Annotated in this window: 15 protein-coding genes and 1 tRNA gene; 14 read left to right on the top strand and 2 right to left on the bottom strand. The window is 62.1% G+C overall.

Features of this window, described 5'->3' with window-relative positions; translation table 11 throughout:
- Nucleotides 1–65 precede the first annotated feature (65 nt).
- Complete coding sequence (locus NIM87_RS03520) at nt 66–506, top strand: glyoxalase superfamily protein (protein WP_254673224.1); 441 nt, start codon at nt 66–68, stop codon at nt 504–506.
- Here the strand turns inward: NIM87_RS03520 and NIM87_RS03515 are convergent, their stop codons facing one another.
- Nucleotides 507–1,067: a DUF2147 domain-containing protein gene (locus NIM87_RS03515; RefSeq protein ID WP_254673223.1), complete on the bottom strand. Its 561-nt coding sequence runs from the start codon at nt 1,065–1,067 to the stop codon at nt 507–509.
- A 206-nt stretch (nt 1,068–1,273) separates the two neighbouring features.
- Between NIM87_RS03515 and NIM87_RS03510 the strand changes: the two genes are divergently transcribed.
- The 11 genes from NIM87_RS03510 to NIM87_RS03460 all read left to right on the top strand — a co-directional run bounded on the left by NIM87_RS03510 (nt 1,274) and on the right by NIM87_RS03460 (nt 12,831).
- Nucleotides 1,274–1,363, top strand: a tRNA-Ser gene (locus tag NIM87_RS03510).
- Between the two features lie 465 nt (nt 1,364–1,828).
- A complete protein-coding gene (locus NIM87_RS03505; protein ID WP_254673222.1) occupies nt 1,829–3,067 on the top strand; it encodes an ABC transporter substrate-binding protein in 1,239 nt (412 codons plus the stop codon).
- Between the two features lie 152 nt (nt 3,068–3,219).
- On the top strand, nt 3,220–4,251 hold the full coding sequence (locus tag NIM87_RS03500; protein ID WP_254673221.1) for a carbohydrate ABC transporter permease: 1,032 nt from the start codon (nt 3,220–3,222) through the stop codon (nt 4,249–4,251).
- A 2-nt stretch (nt 4,252–4,253) separates the two neighbouring features.
- The gene (locus NIM87_RS03495; protein ID WP_254673220.1) at nt 4,254–5,141 is read left to right on the top strand and encodes a carbohydrate ABC transporter permease; all 888 of its coding nucleotides are present in this window, start codon (nt 4,254–4,256) and stop codon (nt 5,139–5,141) included.
- 4 nt (nt 5,142–5,145) lie between these two features.
- Nucleotides 5,146–6,201, top strand: a complete 1,056-nt coding sequence (locus NIM87_RS03490; protein ID WP_254673219.1) for an ABC transporter ATP-binding protein — start codon at nt 5,146–5,148, stop codon at nt 6,199–6,201.
- 22 nt (nt 6,202–6,223) lie between these two features.
- Nucleotides 6,224–7,750 carry an amidase gene (locus NIM87_RS03485; protein ID WP_254673218.1) on the top strand — a complete coding sequence of 509 codons (1,527 nt, stop codon included), beginning with the start codon at nt 6,224–6,226 and terminating at the stop codon, nt 7,748–7,750.
- A gap of 105 nt (nt 7,751–7,855) precedes the next feature.
- Nucleotides 7,856–9,184 carry a histidinol dehydrogenase gene (gene hisD / locus NIM87_RS03480; RefSeq protein WP_254673217.1) on the top strand — a complete coding sequence of 443 codons (1,329 nt, stop codon included), beginning with the start codon at nt 7,856–7,858 and terminating at the stop codon, nt 9,182–9,184.
- A gap of 1 nt (nt 9,185) precedes the next feature.
- The gene (locus NIM87_RS03475; RefSeq protein WP_254673216.1) at nt 9,186–9,950 is read left to right on the top strand and encodes an SDR family NAD(P)-dependent oxidoreductase; all 765 of its coding nucleotides are present in this window, start codon (nt 9,186–9,188) and stop codon (nt 9,948–9,950) included.
- Nucleotides 9,935–11,005: a LacI family DNA-binding transcriptional regulator gene (locus NIM87_RS03470; protein WP_254673215.1), complete on the top strand. Its 1,071-nt coding sequence runs from the start codon at nt 9,935–9,937 to the stop codon at nt 11,003–11,005. The genes NIM87_RS03475 and NIM87_RS03470 overlap by 16 nt, the downstream gene beginning before the upstream one ends.
- 82 nt (nt 11,006–11,087) lie before the next feature.
- Entirely contained in the window at nt 11,088–12,125 is a 1,038-nt protein-coding gene (locus NIM87_RS03465) for a cupin domain-containing protein (protein ID WP_254673214.1), read from the top strand.
- Between the two features lie 4 nt (nt 12,126–12,129).
- Nucleotides 12,130–12,831 (top strand): RraA family protein, encoded by a 702-nt coding sequence (locus NIM87_RS03460; RefSeq protein ID WP_254673213.1) that lies wholly within the window; start codon nt 12,130–12,132, stop codon nt 12,829–12,831.
- Between the two features lie 73 nt (nt 12,832–12,904).
- Here the strand turns inward: NIM87_RS03460 and hisD (NIM87_RS03455) are convergent, their stop codons facing one another.
- Nucleotides 12,905–14,185, bottom strand: a complete 1,281-nt coding sequence (gene hisD, locus NIM87_RS03455; RefSeq protein WP_254673212.1) for a histidinol dehydrogenase — start codon at nt 14,183–14,185, stop codon at nt 12,905–12,907.
- Between the two features lie 259 nt (nt 14,186–14,444).
- Between hisD (NIM87_RS03455) and NIM87_RS03450 the strand changes: the two genes are divergently transcribed.
- Nucleotides 14,445–15,548 (top strand): zinc-binding dehydrogenase, encoded by a 1,104-nt coding sequence (locus tag NIM87_RS03450; RefSeq protein WP_254673211.1) that lies wholly within the window; start codon nt 14,445–14,447, stop codon nt 15,546–15,548.
- Nucleotides 15,545–17,464 (top strand): alpha/beta fold hydrolase, encoded by a 1,920-nt coding sequence (locus NIM87_RS03445; protein ID WP_254673210.1) that lies wholly within the window; start codon nt 15,545–15,547, stop codon nt 17,462–17,464. Before NIM87_RS03450 ends, NIM87_RS03445 begins: the two co-directional genes overlap by 4 nt.
- Nucleotides 17,465–17,553 lie beyond the last annotated feature (89 nt).

The following is a 17,553-nucleotide window of genomic DNA, read 5'->3' as shown; positions in this document are numbered from 1 at the left end:
AGGCGCATCATGGCAATGCGGACCCCATGCTTATTGTCGCCTCCATGTCTGGAGAGACCCGAACCATGTCTTATTCACTTGATACCCCATCCGCCCAGACCCTCAAGTCCGAGGCCAAACACCTGCGCGAATCCCGCGCCAGTTCCGGCCAGCCCATGACCCATAGCGAGGCGCTGGAACACATTGCCCGCGCCCATGGCTTTCGTGATTGGAACACCGCCCGGGCGGCCTTGCCCGATCGCGTTGCCGTGCCCTTCCAGGTGGGCATGCGCGTCAAGGGGTTTTACCTCGAGCAGCCCTTCACCGGCCTGCTGATCGGCGTGCAATTGCTGGGCAATATGCACAGCTTCACCGTTACGGTGCAGTTCGACGAGCCGGTCAACGTGACGCCGACCTTCATGTTTGCCGCGCTGCGTCACCGCGTGGTGTCGACCGTCGATATCCACGGCGTCTCGCCGGCCCTGCGCGGCAATGGCCAACCACAGATGCGGCTGATGCGGGCGTGATTACTCGACGGCCGGGGCGGCGTCCGCCTCGGCCGCGGCACGCGCCTCCAGCTCGTCGGCTGGCACCCGGGTCCAGTCTTCGCCCCGGCAGACCACATTGAACAATACGCAGCCATTGAGGCGCAGCGTGTCCGGTCCGACCAGTTCGACATAGCCGGTATAGCTGTTGCCATCCTCGGGGTTGTAGATTTCACCGTCATAGATATGCGGCTGGTTGCCTTGCCACAGCGTCAGGATCTGCAGGCCCAGCATGGGACGGGTGCGCAGGGCAGGGTCCTTGTTACGATGGTCGAAGAACTCTTCGGGCTCCATGGCCGCGGCGGCTTCGGCCTCGGCGCCGCTGAGCATGCCCTCGGGCACCACAATGCGCGAGAGATGGCCGCAATAGCCACGCTCGCAAGGGCTGATGGTGATCTCCGATTGCAGCACGGTGCGCCAAACGCCTTCCACCGGGGCCGGTGCGACAGGAGCCTCCTGCGCCGCGACGGTGCCGCAGAGCAATAGGCCAAGGGCCGCAATGGGGCCAGTCCAAACGCGTTTCAGCTCGATTCCCCTCGTCATCCGCATCCGCCTCTTGCCAGTTCCGCTACGCCCGTCGACTCGAAGCGTGTTCCGCCGCCGGCCGATTTAAGCCAAGAATAGTCCGGCTTACCAACCAAATTGCGGCAGGGCGGTTCCCCCGCCATCCACAGGCAGCAAGTCCTTGTTGCCCCCGCCATAAAAAGCGCTTGCCATCCCTCCAGCCGCCCGCTAGACCCGACCCCGCTGGAGAGGTGGCCGAGTGGTCGAAGGCACACCCCTGCTAAGGGTGCAGATGGGCAACTGTCTCGAGGGTTCGAATCCCTTCCTCTCCGCCACTTGTTTTTATCCACTAAATTGCTGACCGTGTTGAGCTTTCCTGGCCGCGTGCCGGAAATGAGTCCTTGGCTTGCGATTTTTGAGCATTGCGATGATGCACGCCAACGCGTCCTCAGCTCGGGGCTGCGCTTTTTGGGGCGTCGTTGGGCCTGTTGGGCGTGCTGGCGCACATATCCTCTAGGATAGACGCAAGCGCCGCCGCGCCCCCGATTTGATCTTAATAATGCTATGCTGCCGGCGGCTCCGGCCCGGTTCAATAGGGCTTCACAGACCATTGTTGCATACGAATGCAAAAGTGCTTGCATTCGTATGCAAGGCCGCTTACCAATTGTGACGTGCGGAAGACAAAATGGCTGGTAGCGCCACCTTTTTAAGGGGCGGTGCCCGTCGCGGGAGCGTCAAACGACAACAGGGGATGGTCGGCGCAAGACTTAGTGAGCGCCGTTCACCGTCAGGAGAACAAAATGAAGCTTATGTTGAAGACTACTGTCTCACTTGGCGTTCTGTGCCTTACAGCAGGTGCAGCTTTTGCCGATTGCGGCATCGAGGGCGCCGGTTCGGTCCGCATCCTCAGCAATGATTTCGAGGCCCTTCGCCTTATCAATACGACTGCTGGCGAATGCGCCACCGATGGCCTCACTGTTACCGCCAACGCCACTGCCGAGCACAAGAACCTCCAAGTGCCTGCGCTCTCGATCAATCCGGCTGAATATACCGTCGCCGTGGTTGCCAACAACTCCATTGTGCCGCTGCTGAACGACGACCTCATCCGTCCGCTCGATGACCTTGTGGCGAAATACGGCCAGGATCTGCAGCCCAATCAGCTGATCAAGATCGATGGCAAGGTGATGGCCATCGCCTTCATGGGCAATGCGCAGCACCTGTTCTATCGCAAGGACATCCTGGACGCTGCCGGCGTCGCCGCTCCGACGTCCTATGAAGACATGCTGGCCGCTGCCAAGGCCATCAAGGATGCCGGCCTGATGGACTATCCGCTGGCTGCTTCCGTCAAGCCCGGCTGGGACCTGGCGGCAGAGTTTGTGAACAGCTACCTGGGCACCGGTGCCGAGTTCTTCGCGCCCGGCTCGGCCGAGCTTGCCATCGACAATGAGAATGGCCTGAAGGTCCTCGAGATCATGCGCGCCATGACCGAATATATGGACCCCGATTACCTGACCTTTGATGCCAATGGCATCCTGGCCGAGTATGAGGCCGGCAATACGGCAATGATGAATGAGTGGGGCTCGCTGGCGGGCAATGCACTCGACGGCGAAGGCGCTGCTGAAGGCGTGGTGGAAAACACCGTGCTGGCCGCTGCTCCGACCATCGGTGGCGGTTCCATCCCGGCCGTTGCGCTGTGGTGGGACGGTTTCACCATCGCCAAGAACGTCTCTGACGAAGACGCCGCAGCCTCGTTCCAGGCCATGGTGCATGGCATCAGCCCCGAAATGGTCGCTGCCAATCCGGCCGTTGCCACCTGGCTGGTCGCTGGCTACGAGCCAGGCCCGGCAGCAGTCGGCGTGATTGCCACGGCCACCGGCGGTGCCCGTGCTTATCCGATGCAGCCCTATATGGGCCTGCTGCACACAGCCCTGTCCTCCGAGCTTGCCGAATACATGGCTGGTACCGAAGATGCGGCCCAGGCTCTGGCCGACGTCAAGGCCGCCTATGACACTGCTGCCAAGGAAGGCGGCTACCTCTAGCCTTCTTCGTTCTCCCCTCCAGGGGGAGGATAGCGCAGCGTCGATGAGGGAGCCTTGTTCGGCCCCCTCATCGCGACCCTTCTCGGCCAAGCGAAGGGGCGACGTGGCGATATAACGCCCATACACTACGTCCGCGAATGGGGAGGCATTGCATGCCACACAAGACATTCTTTGCCTTCATCCTGCCCTCGCTGATCGCGATGGTCCTGTTCATTGCGCTGCCGATCGTTTCGGTGGTGGTTCAAAGTTTTCACGTCGAACACCAGCGCGTGCTGGTCGAGGTGGAAAACTGCCAGCCCTTCGGCGGATGCACCACGGAGGTGCGGGTTGATACCGCCGCCATGGCCAAAATTCGCGCCGAGCAGCCCATGGGCATGTTCAACGGGCTGGGCACCTATTTCAATCGTGGGCACCTGGCAGTCGCCGAGGTCGGCGCGATCCTGAGCAATAATGCAGGCTTTGGCGATGCCGTCAGCCGCATATACAATCTGCCCTTCTACAAGGCGCTTTCCTTCACGCTGGTCTTTTGCTTCGTGGTGACGCCGCTGGCCATGGTGCTGGGCTTTACCATTGCCCTGGCGGTCAATGCCGTCCCCCGGGCGATCAAGGGGCCGGTGATCTTTTTCTCGCTGCTGCCGATGATCATCACGCCTCTGATCGGCTCGCTCATTCTTTATTGGATGATCCAGTCCAACGGCATCATCGGGGCCACACTCCAGAACATTTTCGATGACCCGACCTTGTCGCTGCGCCAATCGCCGGCGCTGACCTGGGGGTCGCTGTTGTTCTACGGCGTTTGGACCAATGCCCCATTCAGCTTCGTGGTGTTCTATGCCGGTCTTCAGACCGTGCCCGGCGATACGCTGGAGTCCGCCATGATCGACGGCGCCAGCCGTTGGGAGCGCATCCGCTACGTCATCATCCCGCACCTGGCGCCGCTCGCAACTTTTGTGGCGCTGGTTCAGCTGATGGACAATTTCCGTGTCTTTGAACCCATTGTCGGCTTCTCGGCCGAATCCAATGCCACCTCGCTCAGCTGGCTGATCTTCAATGACCTGAGCGGGGACTCGCAATTGTTCGGCTCGGCCGGCGCAACATCCGTCATCACCATCATTGGTGTCGTCATTCTGCTGAGCCCGGTGCTGGTGCGCACCTGGCGCGAATTCAACCACAAGGTGGTGTGACCATGTCCTACGCTACACTGACGCAAAAGCGCCCCTTGCCGCTCAATCTGCTGATCTCGCTTTTCATCATCTTGTGGGTGGTTCTGGCGGCCTTCCCGTTCTTCTGGACGGTGTGGGGTTCGTTCAAGGTCGAGCCGGACTTCTTCTCGCGCGAAAGCTGGTGGAACGCCATTTTCGGCACCTATACGCAGGCACAGACCGGCGGCACCTTCACAGGCGACGGCTATTACGGCGCCTGGGTGACGCGTGAATTCTGGCGGGCGGTGATGAACACGGCCATTGTTACAGTGTCGGTGACGGTGATTTCGCTGACGCTGGGGACGCTGGGCGGCTACGCCCTGGCGCGCTCGGGTCAGCGCTATGCGTTCTGGATCCTGATCGCGGCGCTGGTCTTCCGCGCCATGCCGCACATTACGTTGGTGTCTGGCTATCTGCTGCCGTTCTTCCAGCTCAATATCTGGGGCGTGCTGCCAACCTCCATCATCGTGCTGGTGGCGATCAACCAGCCCTTCACCCTATGGATGCTGCACTCGTTTTTCCTCAGCATTCCCAAGGACCTCGACGAGAGCGCGATGGTTGACGGCTGCACACGCTTCCAGGCCTTCCGCATGGTCATCATCCCGGTGATGTGGCCCGGCGTGGTCACGACAGGGCTGTTCAGTTTCCTCCTGGCCTACAACGACTTCGCCACGACCTCGATGCTGCTCAGCGCCGACAACCAGACCATGGTACCCAAAATTTCTAGCTTCCTCGGCTCGGTGCAGGAGGCCGGAAACGTCATGTATGCCGTTGCTGCCGTGGTTTCGGCGACCGTGCCGCTGTTCATTCTCGTCCTCTTCTTCCAACGCCAGATCGTCAGCGGGCTCACCGCCGGCGCAGTGAAAGGCTGATCCCATGGCTCAGATCCGTCTCAAGAACGTCTCCAAGCGCTGGAACAATTTTGTCGGCGTGGACAATTTCAATCTCGATATCGCCGACCAGGAATTCCTGGTTTTGCTGGGGCCTTCGGGCTGCGGCAAGACCACGACCATGCGCATGATTGCCGGGCTCGAGGACATTACCGAAGGCGAAATCTGGATTGGCGACCGCCTGGTCAACAAGCTCGAGCCCAAGGATCGGGACATCTCGATGGTGTTCCAGAGCTACGGGCTCTATCCGAACATGACCGTCTACGAGAACATCCGTTTCCCGCTCAAGGTCCGGAAGGTACCCCAGGACCAGCATCATGAACGGGTTATGGCCGCGTCCAAGATGGTGGAGCTGGACGATTTCCTGCAGCGCCGTCCGGCGGCCCTCTCGGGTGGTCAACGCCAGCGCGTGGCACTGGCCCGTGCGATCGTGCGCGAGCCCAATGCCTTCCTCATGGACGAGCCGCTGTCCAACCTTGACGCCAAGCTGCGTGTCTCGACCCGGGCTCAGATCAAGAACCTGCACCACACGCTCAAGCGCACGACGATCTATGTGACCCATGACCAGATCGAAGCCATGACGCTGGCAGACCGGGTAGTGGTGATGAGCAAGGGCCTCATCCAGCAGGTCGGCACGCCGATGGAAATCTATGACCGTCCGGCCAATACTTTCGTCGCCAGCTTCATCGGCTCGCCAGCCATGAACCTGGTCCATGGCAATATTGCCGATGGCGTCTTTACGGGCGACAAGATCCGCATTGAAGGTCTGTCGAAGGCGACAAACGGCGCGGTGACGCTCGGCTTCCGGGCCGAAGACGCGACGCTGGCCGAGGGTCAGGGTCAGATCGAGGCGCCGATCTATTCGGTCGAGCTGCTGGGCGAAGCGACCATGATCTCCATGCGCGTCGCCGGCGAACTGGTCTCGATCAAAGTCGGCAAGGACTATCGCGCCGAGATTGGCGATAGCGCCAAATTCAATGTTCCGCCTGCGGCCTGTCACCTGTTTGATCGGACGAGCGGCGCGCGTATCGTGGCTGACTGACATGTCCGGGCAGGAGTCGGCGGTGGTCAAAAACACATCTGAGGACGAGGCTCGTGCGGCCTTCGCCGAGCGTGTCGCCGCGCACGGCATCAATCTGTCTTCATCCGAGGCAGACGGCGTTTTCAGGCTGGCATCCTGGCTGCGCGACGGCGTGGCGGGTCTCGGTGACGCCTTGCCCGGCGATGTCGCGGCCGATCAGAACGGCGTGCTGGATCTCAGTTTCCTCGAACAGGGCCAGCGCTTGCGCGATGGTCGACTGACCTCGGTAGCGCTTGTGCAAGCGCATCTGGATCGCATTGCGACCCGGGACGGCGCGTATCGCGCGTTCTATCTGGTGCTTGCGGAGCAGGCCCTGGCCGATGCGGCGCGCGCCGATGCAGACCTGGCGGCGGGCATTGATCGCGGGCCCCTTCACGGCATTCCGGTTGGCATCAAGGATCTGATCGATATTGCCGGACTGCCCACCACGGCAGACGCGCCTGGCCGGTCCGACGCCATTGCCGGCAATGACGCGGACGTCATCGAGCGGCTGCGGGCAGGGGGCGCTATCCTCTTGGGCAAACTGGCGACCTATGAATGGGGCACGGTTGGACCGGACAAGGGCGGATTGTTCCCGCCGGCCCGCAATCCTTGGAGCCTTGATCACATTACCGGCGGCTCATCCTCGGGCTGCGGCGTTGCCATTGCCGGCGGTCTGTTGCGCACCACAGTCGGCACGGACACCGGTGGTTCACTGCGCGGCCCGGCGTTCTACTGCGGCGTGGTTGGGCTCAAGCCGACTTTTGGCACTGTGTCACAACGCGGCGTACTCGGCATGTCTGCCAGCATGGATCATGTTGGTCCCATGAGCGCCACGGTCGCAGAGGCTGCTGTGACGCTGGACGTGATCTCGGGAAGCCGGGCGGCGAGCCTGCTTGGTCATCCCATTGCGGGCCTGCGGATCGGCTATGCGCGCAATTGGTTCGCGCATGACAGCCAGACCATGCCCGCCATGCTGACGGCGATGGACGCCGCGCTGTCGAAACTGTCCGAACTGGGTGCCGTGATCACCGAGGTCGACCTGCCGGATTATGACGCCATCGAGGTTGCCGCCGCTGCTATTCTTCACCGGGAGAGCTTCGATTACCACGCCAAGGCCCTGCGCGACCAACCGCAGTCCTATGGTCGGCGCACCTTCTTGAGCCTGGCCGCCGGCATCGACGTGTCCGACGCGGAACTCTCCGAGGCCAAGCGGGCAGGTGCAGTGTTCCGCACCGCAGTGGATCGGCTTTTGCAAGACCATGACGCCCTGATCACCGCAGGCGCATTGACGACGGCGCTGCCGGCGGCACCCTTTGAAAAGGAACCAGTGTGGACGCCGATGCGAACCATCGGGTTCAACGTCAGCGGGCATCCCGTGCTGGCGCTGCCCATCGGGTTTCACAAGGGCCTGCCGCTGGGCATGCAGATTGTCGGACGACATCACGGCGAAGCCAGCATCGTCCAGATCGGCGATGCCTTTGAACTCGCCACGGATCACGCCATCCAGCGGCCCCCACCGCTTAGCTGACCATCGGTCGAGGACATTTTGATGTCTTCGATGATGGTTCCGATTTACATTTTTGCATACGTATGCAAGACTGGATTAACACTAGAAGAATACGAGGAGCGGCACATGCCAGTCTGGCTCAAGCGCGGCAAGGATGTGGAAGAACGGGCCGAGGCGGATCGCCAGGTTCGGGCCACTGTTGAGGCTATCCTTGGCGACATCGAAAAGCGCGGTGATGCCGCGATCATCGAGCTGTCGCAGAAATTCGACAAGTGGGAGCGCAGCGACTTCCGCCTGAGCCAGCGCGAAATCGATGATTGCCTGGCCCAGCTCACTGATCAGGATCTGCACGATATCGAATTCGCCCAGACCCAGGTGCGCAATTTCGCCCAGGCGCAACGCGCAACCATGACCGATCTCACTGTCGAGACGCTTCCGGGCGTCACGCTCGGGCACAAGCATGTGCCGATCAACGCCGTGGGCTGCTATGTCCCCGGCGGCAAATACCCGCTGCTCGCCTCCGCCCATATGTCGGTTATCACCGCCAAGGTCGCAGGCTGTGAGCGCGTCATAACTTGTGCTCCGCCTTTTGGAGCCAAGCCGGCACCGGCCGTCGTTGCCGCACAAGCAATGGCCGGTGCCGATGAAATCTACGTCCTGGGTGGCATCCAGGCCATCGGCGCCATGGCCATCGGCACCGAAAGCATCGATCCGGTCGACATGCTGGTGGGACCAGGCAATGCGTTCGTGGCCGAAGCCAAGCGCCAGCTGTTCGGACGTGTCGGCATCGACCTGTTCGCCGGCCCGACCGAGACCCTGGTGATTGCTGACGAGACCGTCGATGGCGAAATGTGTGCCACCGACCTCCTGGGCCAGGCCGAGCATGGCCCGACGACCCCGGCAATCCTCCTGACCACGTCGGAAAAGCTCGCCCGCGAAACCATGGCCGAAATCGAGCGCCTGCTCGAAATCCTGCCGACCGGCGAAATCGCGCGCAAGTCCTGGGCCGACTTCGGCGAGGTCATCGTCTGCGAGAGCTACGACGAGATGTTGGTCGAGGCCGACCGCATTGCCTCCGAGCACGTGCAGGTCATGACCGACCGGGACATGTGGTTCCGCGACAATCTCACCAATTACGGCGCCCTGTTCCTCGGCCCCCGCACCAATGTCGCATATGGGGATAAGGTCATTGGCACCAATCACACCCTCCCCACAATGAAAGCGGCGCGCTATACGGGTGGTCTATGGGTGGGGAAATTCATGAAAACCTGTACCTGGCAGACTGTGACCACCGATGCGGCCTCGGCCATGATCGGGGAATACGGATCGCGGCTGAGCATGCTCGAAGGCTTCGTCGGTCATGCCGAGCAGGCCAATGTGCGCGTACGCCGCTATGGCGGGCGCAACATTCCCTATGGCACGGGTGCCACACCCCGTATCGAGGTGGCCCAATAACATGACCCTGCCACGCACCCCAAGCTTCCGCCTTGATGGCAAGCGCGCCCTCGTTACCGGGGGTACGCGCGGCATCGGGCTGGGTGCGGCGGTGGCGCTGGCAGAGGCGGGGGCGGCGGTGACTATTGCCGCCCGCACCGCTGCCGACGTCACGACCGTGGTGGAGCAGTTCAGCGCCGCTGGGCTGGCCGCCGAGGGCGTGGCGATTGATATCACCGATACCGACGCTGTCCGGGCCTTTGTCGAGGAAGTCGAGCCGTTCCAGGTTCTGGTCAATTCGGCCGGCACCGGCCGCCATTCCAGCTTTGCCGACATCACCCCGGCCAATTATCAGGCGGTGATGGACATCAACCTGTCCGCAACGCTTTTTGTGTCCCAGGCGGTCGTTGCGCGGCTGACTGAGGTGGGCCTACCCGGCTCGATCATTCACATTTCATCCCAGATGGGCCATGTCAGCGGCCCCGACCGTGCGCTTTATTCTGCCAGCAAGTTTGCCGTCGAAGGGCTGAGCAAGGGCATGGCGATAGACCTGGGGCGGCACAATATTCGGGTCAACACGATCTGTCCGACCTTCATCGAAACCGACCTGACCGCGAAAAATCTCAGCAACCCGGAATTCCGAAGCTGGGTCCTTTCCAAGATCAAGCTCGGGCGCCTGGGGCGCGTTGAAGACATCATGGGCCCCATCGTGTTCCTGGCCTCCGATGCCGCCGCTCTGGTGACCGGCACTTCTCTATTGGTGGATGGCGGATGGACAGCGGAGTAAAGAAGCCAGGCGTAACGTCTTCGCGGGTTGCCGAGCATGCCGGCGTCTCGCAGTCGGCTGTCTCACGCACCTTTACGCCCGGCGCCTCGATTTCTCCCAAGACCCGGCAGAAGGTCCTGGCCTCGGCCAAGGAGCTGGGCTATCGGCCCAATGCCATCGCGCGTTCGCTGATTACCAGCCGGTCCCGCATCATCGCGGTGGTCATGGCCTATCTCGAAAACCTGTTCTATCCCGATGTGCTCGAAGAATTGGGCAGGGCGCTGGCCGCGGAAAACTATCACCTGCTGCTGTTCACCGGCTTCATGGATCGCGACAGCGACCCGGTGTTCGACCAATTGATGCAGTACCGCGTGGACGGCATCATCCTTGCCTCCACCTCCCTTTCCTCCGAACTCTCCGAGGAATGCGCGGCGGCCGGCATACCGGTGGTTCTGTTCAACCGCACGACCGAGCGCGACGCCGTTTCCAGTGTCACCACGCGCAACAGGGAAGGCGGCAAGCGCATAGCCGATTTTCTGGTCGCCGGCGGTCACACGAGCTTTGGCTATATCGCCGGCCTCGAAAACTCCTCGACCAATCGCGATCGCTACGAGGGTTATGTCGAGGGGCTGGCAGCCAATGGCTACACCAATCTCGTCGTCGAGACCGGCAATTACTCGCGCAAGGAAGCTGAAGCCGCAGCGCGCGTGATGCTTTCGCGCCCGGATCGCCCAGAAGCAATTTTCGTTGCCAATGACCACATGGCCGTCGCCGTGATGGACGTAGCGCGATACGAACTCGGCCTGAACATCCCCGAAGAGCTCTCCATCGTCGGCTTTGACGACGTGGGTCCGGCGCGCTGGACATCCTATGGCATCACCACAATGAGCCAGCCGCTCAAGCGCATGGTGGAATCGACCGTCGATATCCTGATGGACCAGATCGCCAGTGGGGAAATCGAGGCTGAACACCGCATTCTGAGCGGTGAGCTTATTGTCCGCACTTCCGCGCGACTGCCGCAAAGCGGCATTGTCGAACGCGACGGTCAGCGCATTTACCGACCGCGGGAGGCGTGATGTTGCAATCCGCCTCTATCCCGCCGGTTTTCCAATATTCGATGCATACGAATGCAAATTTTGCGAGTGAAAGGACTGTCCGATGACCAAGTGGACCCAAGCTGAAATGGAGAAACGTATGGTGCGCTATGCAGACCTCAAGGGGCTGCGTAACGCATTTATCGATGCCCGTACGCCGGGCTCGGACCGCAAGGAGAACTTCACCATCATTGGACCGGGCGTGTCCGAAAACCCGGCCCAGGTGGTGCATATTCCCGAGGCGCACGGCTTCAATATCGGTGCCGCCCGCCAACCGTTCGGCTGCACCAATAGCCAGCACAGCCATCTCACAGCCGAGACCTTCGTGGTCCACACCGGCAAGTGGCGCTTTGTCTTTGGCGCCAACAAGGACGAGGGCTATCTGGATGTGGAGCCGGGCGACGTTGCAACGGTCCCCACCCATATGTTCCGCGGCTTCGAAAAACGAGACGAGGGAACGGGCTTTCTGTATGTGGTGCTCGGCCATGACGATCCGGGCAAGGTTGTCTGGGCGCCAAGCGTCTTCAAGATGGCTGAGGACTTCGGCCTCAAGCTGCTCAAGGGCGGCAAGCTGATCGACACGACACTGGGCGAAAAAGTGCCCGAGGGCGCCGAACTTGAACAGCCACCCACGGCCGAAAAGCTGAAGGAACTCGCCACCCCGCCCATGGACGAACTGGCAAAATATGCCCTCAAGGCCGCCGACATGAAGGCCAATCCGGCCTCGGCACTGGCCGGCGAGGGCGTCGAGGAAGCCGCGCTCATTGGCGATGTCGACGCAGGCGATGGCTTCAAGGCGGGGCCAATCGTCGGGCACTGGGAGCATGGCTTTGCACTGCGTCGCCTCAAGCTGGAAACCGGCGCGGCTATTCCCGCGCATGCGCGATCCGAGCAGGAGGTGGTCTTCGTGCAGTCCGGTACGCTGGAAGTGAACTGGGCCGATGGCGTGCTCATCCTGGGTGCCGGCGATACGCTGACTGTGCCGGTTGGCCTGGCGCATGGCTTCCGCAACCCGTCTTCCGCTGACGCCATTGCCTTCATTGTGCGCGGTGCTGCGGCGCCGGCGGCGCCGACCTGGTCCACGGCCAAGGCGGCGGAGTAGGGGCATGCCGACCATCTCGCCAGATGTTCTTGCCGCGCTGCGCGGGGCTGATACGCCCACGGTCTGCAATGCCTTGGAGCACGTGATGGGCGGGCGCACAGCGGAGGGGTTCACCAAGACCCCCGTGGTCTGCGCCGATCCCGCGCTGCCGCCCGTGGTCGGCTTTGCGCGTACGGCCAAGATCCGCGCCTCGTCACCGGCCCAAAAGCCGGCCGCCGAGGTGCGGGCCCTGCGCATGGCCTATTACGAATATGTGGCGGACGGCGAAGGCCCCAATGTCGTGGTCATAGAGGACACGGACTATCCCCATGTCATCGGCGGCTTCTGGGGCGAAATGCAGGTCGCACAGCACAAGGGACTGGGCATTGCCGGCACGCTGACAAATGGCGTACTGCGCGATCTGGGCATGCTCGACGAAGGCTATCAGGTCATCGCCGGCGCCGTCGGTCCCAGCCATGCCTTCGTGCATGTGACCGAACTCGATTGCCCGGTGACCGTCTTCGGCATGACCGTTCGCCCCGGCGATCTCGTGCATGCAGACCGCCACGGCGGGGTGGTCATCCCGGCAGAGCATATCGAGCGCATGGCCTGGGCCATCGACGTCGTCATGCGCAAGGAAGTGCCGATCCTCACCGCCGCGCGGGCGCCCGGGTTCACGGTTGAGAAACTGAAGGCGGCTTGGCTGGAAGCGGATAAAATCAGCTGAGCGCTGGTCTTCTGTCCGATGTGGAGAGGAACAAAAAAGGCCCGCTTTCGCGGGCCTTTTGCTTTTGCCTCGCTTACGCCTGCATCCGGTCCAGGCGGAGTTGCGCGGCGCGGCGGTGGCCCTCAAGACCTTCACTGGCCGATTGCCGCGCGGCGGGCGGCGCGACCTGCTTGACGCCATCTTCACTCAGCCACTGATGGGTGGCGATCTTGACATAGGCGCCGACCCAGAGGCCGCCGGTATAGGCGCCCGCGCCCATGGTTGGGAGCGTATGGTTGGTGCCGCTGCACTTGTCCGAATAGACCACGCTGGCCAATTCACCGATGAACAACGAGCCGTAGTTGCGCAGCTTGAGCGCAAAAGCCTTGGCGTCGGCGGTGTGGACCTGCAGGTGCTCGGCGGCAATGTGGTCGGAATAGGCAATCATCGCGGCTTCGCTTTCGCAGACGGTGATCTCGCCGTAGTTGATCCATGCCTCACGCGCGGTATTGGCGGTGGACAGCGTCTCGAGCTGCTTTTCGACTTCGGCCAGCGTGGCCTCGGCCAGGGCCCGGTCGGTGGTGATGAGGCCAACGCGCGTGCGGATGTCGTGCTCGGCCTGGGCGAGAAGGTCCGTGGCGATCATCTCGGCATCGCCGGTCGCATCCGCAACGACGAAAATCTCTGAGGGACCGGCAAGCTGGTCGATGCCGACGGGCCCGAAAACCTGGCGCTTGGCCTCGTTGACGAAGGCATTGCCGGGCCCGACGATCTTGTTCACGGCAGGCACGCTCTCGGTGCCATAGGCCATGGCGGCGATGGCCTGGGCGCCACCGATGCGGAAGATGCGGTCGGCGCCGGAGAGCACGCAACCGGCAATCATCGCCTTATGGGCATTGGGCGGCAGGCAAGCGATGACTTCATCAACGCCGGCCACCTTGGCCGGCACAATGGTCATGATCGGCGCCGACAGCAGGGGATACCGGCCGCCCGGAACATAACAGCCAACGCGCTGGATCGGGATGACCCGGTGGCCCATGTGCACGCCGGGCAGCGTTTCCACTTCCAGCGGCAGGATGGTCGAGAGCTGCGCTTGGGCGAATTTGCGCACATTGGCGATGGCGAATTCGGTGTCCTTGCGGGTCTGCGGATCGAGTTCGGCCAGGGCCTCTTCGCGCTCGGCCTGGGTGACCTCGAAGACGGCGATGTCCGATTTGTCGAACTTTGCAGAGTACTCCCGCACGGCCGCATCGCCGTTCTTGCGAACATTGGCGATGATCTCGCTGACCAGCGTCTCGACCGGGGCATTGTCGCCAATCGAGGACCGTTCAGGCGCCTTCACATAGGTGACGCCGGGGAGGGGGGAAGTCGTCATGACAAGAATCTCCGAATGACAGCGAGAGGCGGAAATGCGTTTGCAGGCTGCAAGCGGCGAGACCGGTCTCATGGTGCTGAATTGATCTTGCATACGTATTCAAAATTTGCCAGTGTTTTTTGCGATAGAGACGCGGCGGTCGGCTTGGACCTTCGTCTCATCTGGAGAAACACGTGCGTTACCCACAAACATTGCCGCCCAGGCGCCAAGCTCGGATTGAAGCCCTATCGGCTTGCAGTTCATCAAGAGGGGCGCTCACATGAAAGCGGCGGTCCTGCGGAGTGTTGGAGCCGACCTCCTGATCGAAGACGTGGCCATTGCTGAGCCCCGGGATCGCGAAGTGCTGGTGCGGATCATGGCGACCGGCGTGTGCAGCAGTGATCTCTCGACTATTCGCGGCAAGACGGGCGCGCAATTGCCGCTGATCCCCGGCCATGAGGCGGCGGGCATAGTCGAACGCGTCGGCGCTGGCGTTTCGCGCGTGAAAGCCGGCGACCGGGTGGTGTTGAGCTGGGCGCCCAATTGCGGACATTGCTTTTACTGCAACGAAAGCCACCCGACGCTGTGCGACACCTATGGCGCAGCAGCCGGCGCAGGCGCGCTGTGGGACGGCACCAGCCGCCTTGGGCCTGCGGCCCAGCCCATTGGGCATTACTCCTGCGTTTCCTCCTTTGCCGAACTGGCAGTTGTCCCGGAAACCGGCTGCATCATCATTCCTGACGACGTGCCCTTCGCCGTGGCGGCTTTGGTGGGCTGCGCAGTGACAACGGGCTTTGGCGCCGTGGTCAATGACGCACGGATCAAGGCCGGGCAATCCATTGTGGTGGTCGGCGTTGGCGGCGTTGGGCTTAACGCCATTCAGGCGGCGGCTCTTGCCGGTGCCGAGACCATTATTGCCGTCGATACCAACCCCGCCAAGACCGAGGTCGCCATCAGCTATGGCGCCACCCATTTCGTCAGCGCCGCCGAGCTTGATGCCGTAGATCAAGTCAAGGCCCTGACTGGCGGGCGGGGCGTCGATGCGGCCATCGAATGCACGGGCCACCCAGTCGCCATGGGCAATGCCTATGCCATGACCCGGCCCGCCGGCACGGTGGTGATCGTGGGCATTGCTCCCATCGGCGTCAATTTCGCCATTCCCGCCATCAGCTTTCCCGGTTCCAAGAAGCGCATTATCGGCTCGATCTATGGCGGAGGCGTTCCTGAGCAGGATATCAAGTCCATCCTGGCCCTCTACCGGCGCGGCAAGCTGCCGCTCGACCGCCAGATCGGCAAGCGAATTGCCCTGGACCAGGTCAACGAAGCGTTCCGCTGGCTCGAAACCGGCGTCATGGCCCGCACCATCATCGAGTTCGGTGCATGAACCAGGCCGCGCCCATATCCGAAGCCGTTAGTCAGCCCACCGGCGACCTGCCGCTGTTGCTACTACCGGGCACGGTTTGCGACGAACGGCTGTTTGCACCAATTCTCAAGCAACTCGCCGTCTCCGCCCAGGTCGTGAGCATGACCGGCGCGACGACCACCCGCGAGCTCGCCGCGCACATCCTCGCCAGCGCCCCGAAGCAGTTTTCGCTGCTCGGTTTTTCCCTTGGCGGCATCGTGGCGCTGGAAATTATCGCCCAGGCGCCTGAACGGGTGGCACGACTGGCTCTGGTCGACACGACACCCCGGCCTGACCCGGAAGCCAATGCCGAAAAACGCCGGTCCGCCGTCGCCAAGGCGCGCTCTGCCGGCATGGCGAGTTATATCGCCGACGCCTGGGGCAACCTCGTGGCGCCGGTCAATAAGAACAATGCCGCGCTGCGCACGCTGATCACCGCCATGGCCAATGATGCGGGCGCAGAGGTTCTGTCGAGCCAGAGCGAAGTGGCCATCCACCGTGCCGACAGCCGCCCGCGACTGGGCAACATAAGCATTCCAACGCTGATCCTGGCAGGCAGCAACGAACAGGTCTGCCCGCTGGAGGCGCACCGGGAGATGGCTGACGCCATTGCCGGCGCCCGATTCTTTACCATTCCCGACGCGGGGCATTTTGCGCCGCTTGAAAATCCGGCTGCAGTGGCGCGTCATATACGCGACTGGCTGGACTGGACCGACATCGATCAAGCCACACCGGCAGATCACCAAGGAGCGATCATGAGCGACACCGAGACCAACCCCAAAGCCAAGGGCGGCTCGCCGTCGCTCCGCAATGAAGAGAGCGTTCTGCAAGTCGAGCGCAATGATTATCCCGATCTGGCGCCAACAAATCGCAAGCGCAGCCAGGCTCTGGAAGGCTTCGATGACATCTACACCGATATCGTGGACTACATCATTCGTTGCACCCACAAGATCTGGGATGAGCGTGATATCGGCCTGATCTACACCCACTACACCCACAATTGCGTGCTCTACGGCACCACCGGCACGATCTACAATCGCGAGGACGTGGTCCGCGACACCATCCAGCGGCTAGTGAGCTTCCCCGAGCGCCGCGGCATGGGCACGCAGGTGATCTGGAACGGCAACGATCAGGACGGTTTCTACACCAGCCACCTGGTCACCGGCTCCGGCCGCCACACCCAATATGGCCATCTCGGCCAGCCGACATTCAAGCCCTTTGTCAGCCGCACGATTGCCGACTGCATGATCCATCGCAACATGATCTATCGCGAATGGGTGGTGGCCGATCAAATGGCGATCATCAAGCAATTGGGGCTCGATCCGAACCACTTTGCCATGCGCACCGCGCAGCAGAAGTTCGACGCGGGGCTGACCTCCCTCGACATCGGCGAAAATCGCCGCTTCGTGGGCCAGACCCGCCCCGTCGAGAAGGCTGACACCTCGCTTGCCCATAACGACGTCGAAGCGCAGACCATCGAAATGCTGCACGAGGTGTTCACCAAGCGCATGTTCGGCCGCATCGCCCAGGATTACGCGCCCAATGCGCAATATCACGGGCCGCTGATGAAGGAACTTTACGGCCACGCCGCCATCATTCACCAGCATCTGGGGCTGATTGGCTCGCTGCCCGATGCCTCTTACGAGGTTCAGCACGTCGCTTCCAACGAATGCGTCGAGGGCGGCACCAAGGTCGCCGTGCGCTGGATCATGGAAGGCCACCACCTCGGCTATGGCATTCTGAACGAACTGGGCGACCCGACAGGCAAGCGTGTCCAGGTGATGGGCATGAGCCACTACCACTGGAAAGACGGCAAGATCGTCGATGAGTGGAACGTTTATGACGAACTGAGCTTGCTGGTGCAGGTCAAGCTCGGGCAACTGGCCGAAGCCGCATAATCCGAGGCCGTCGGCACCGATGGCGCCGACGGCCTTCGCACTGACTGGAATATCCCGCTCACTCATGTATGGAAGCTTCCGAAATCACT

It is taken from the genome of Devosia ureilytica (genome assembly GCF_024273195.1).
GTDB lineage: Bacteria > Pseudomonadota > Alphaproteobacteria > Rhizobiales > Devosiaceae > Devosia > Devosia ureilytica.
The sequence above is the reverse complement of the archived record's forward strand: the minus strand, read 5'-3'. Positions and strand labels throughout refer to the sequence as shown.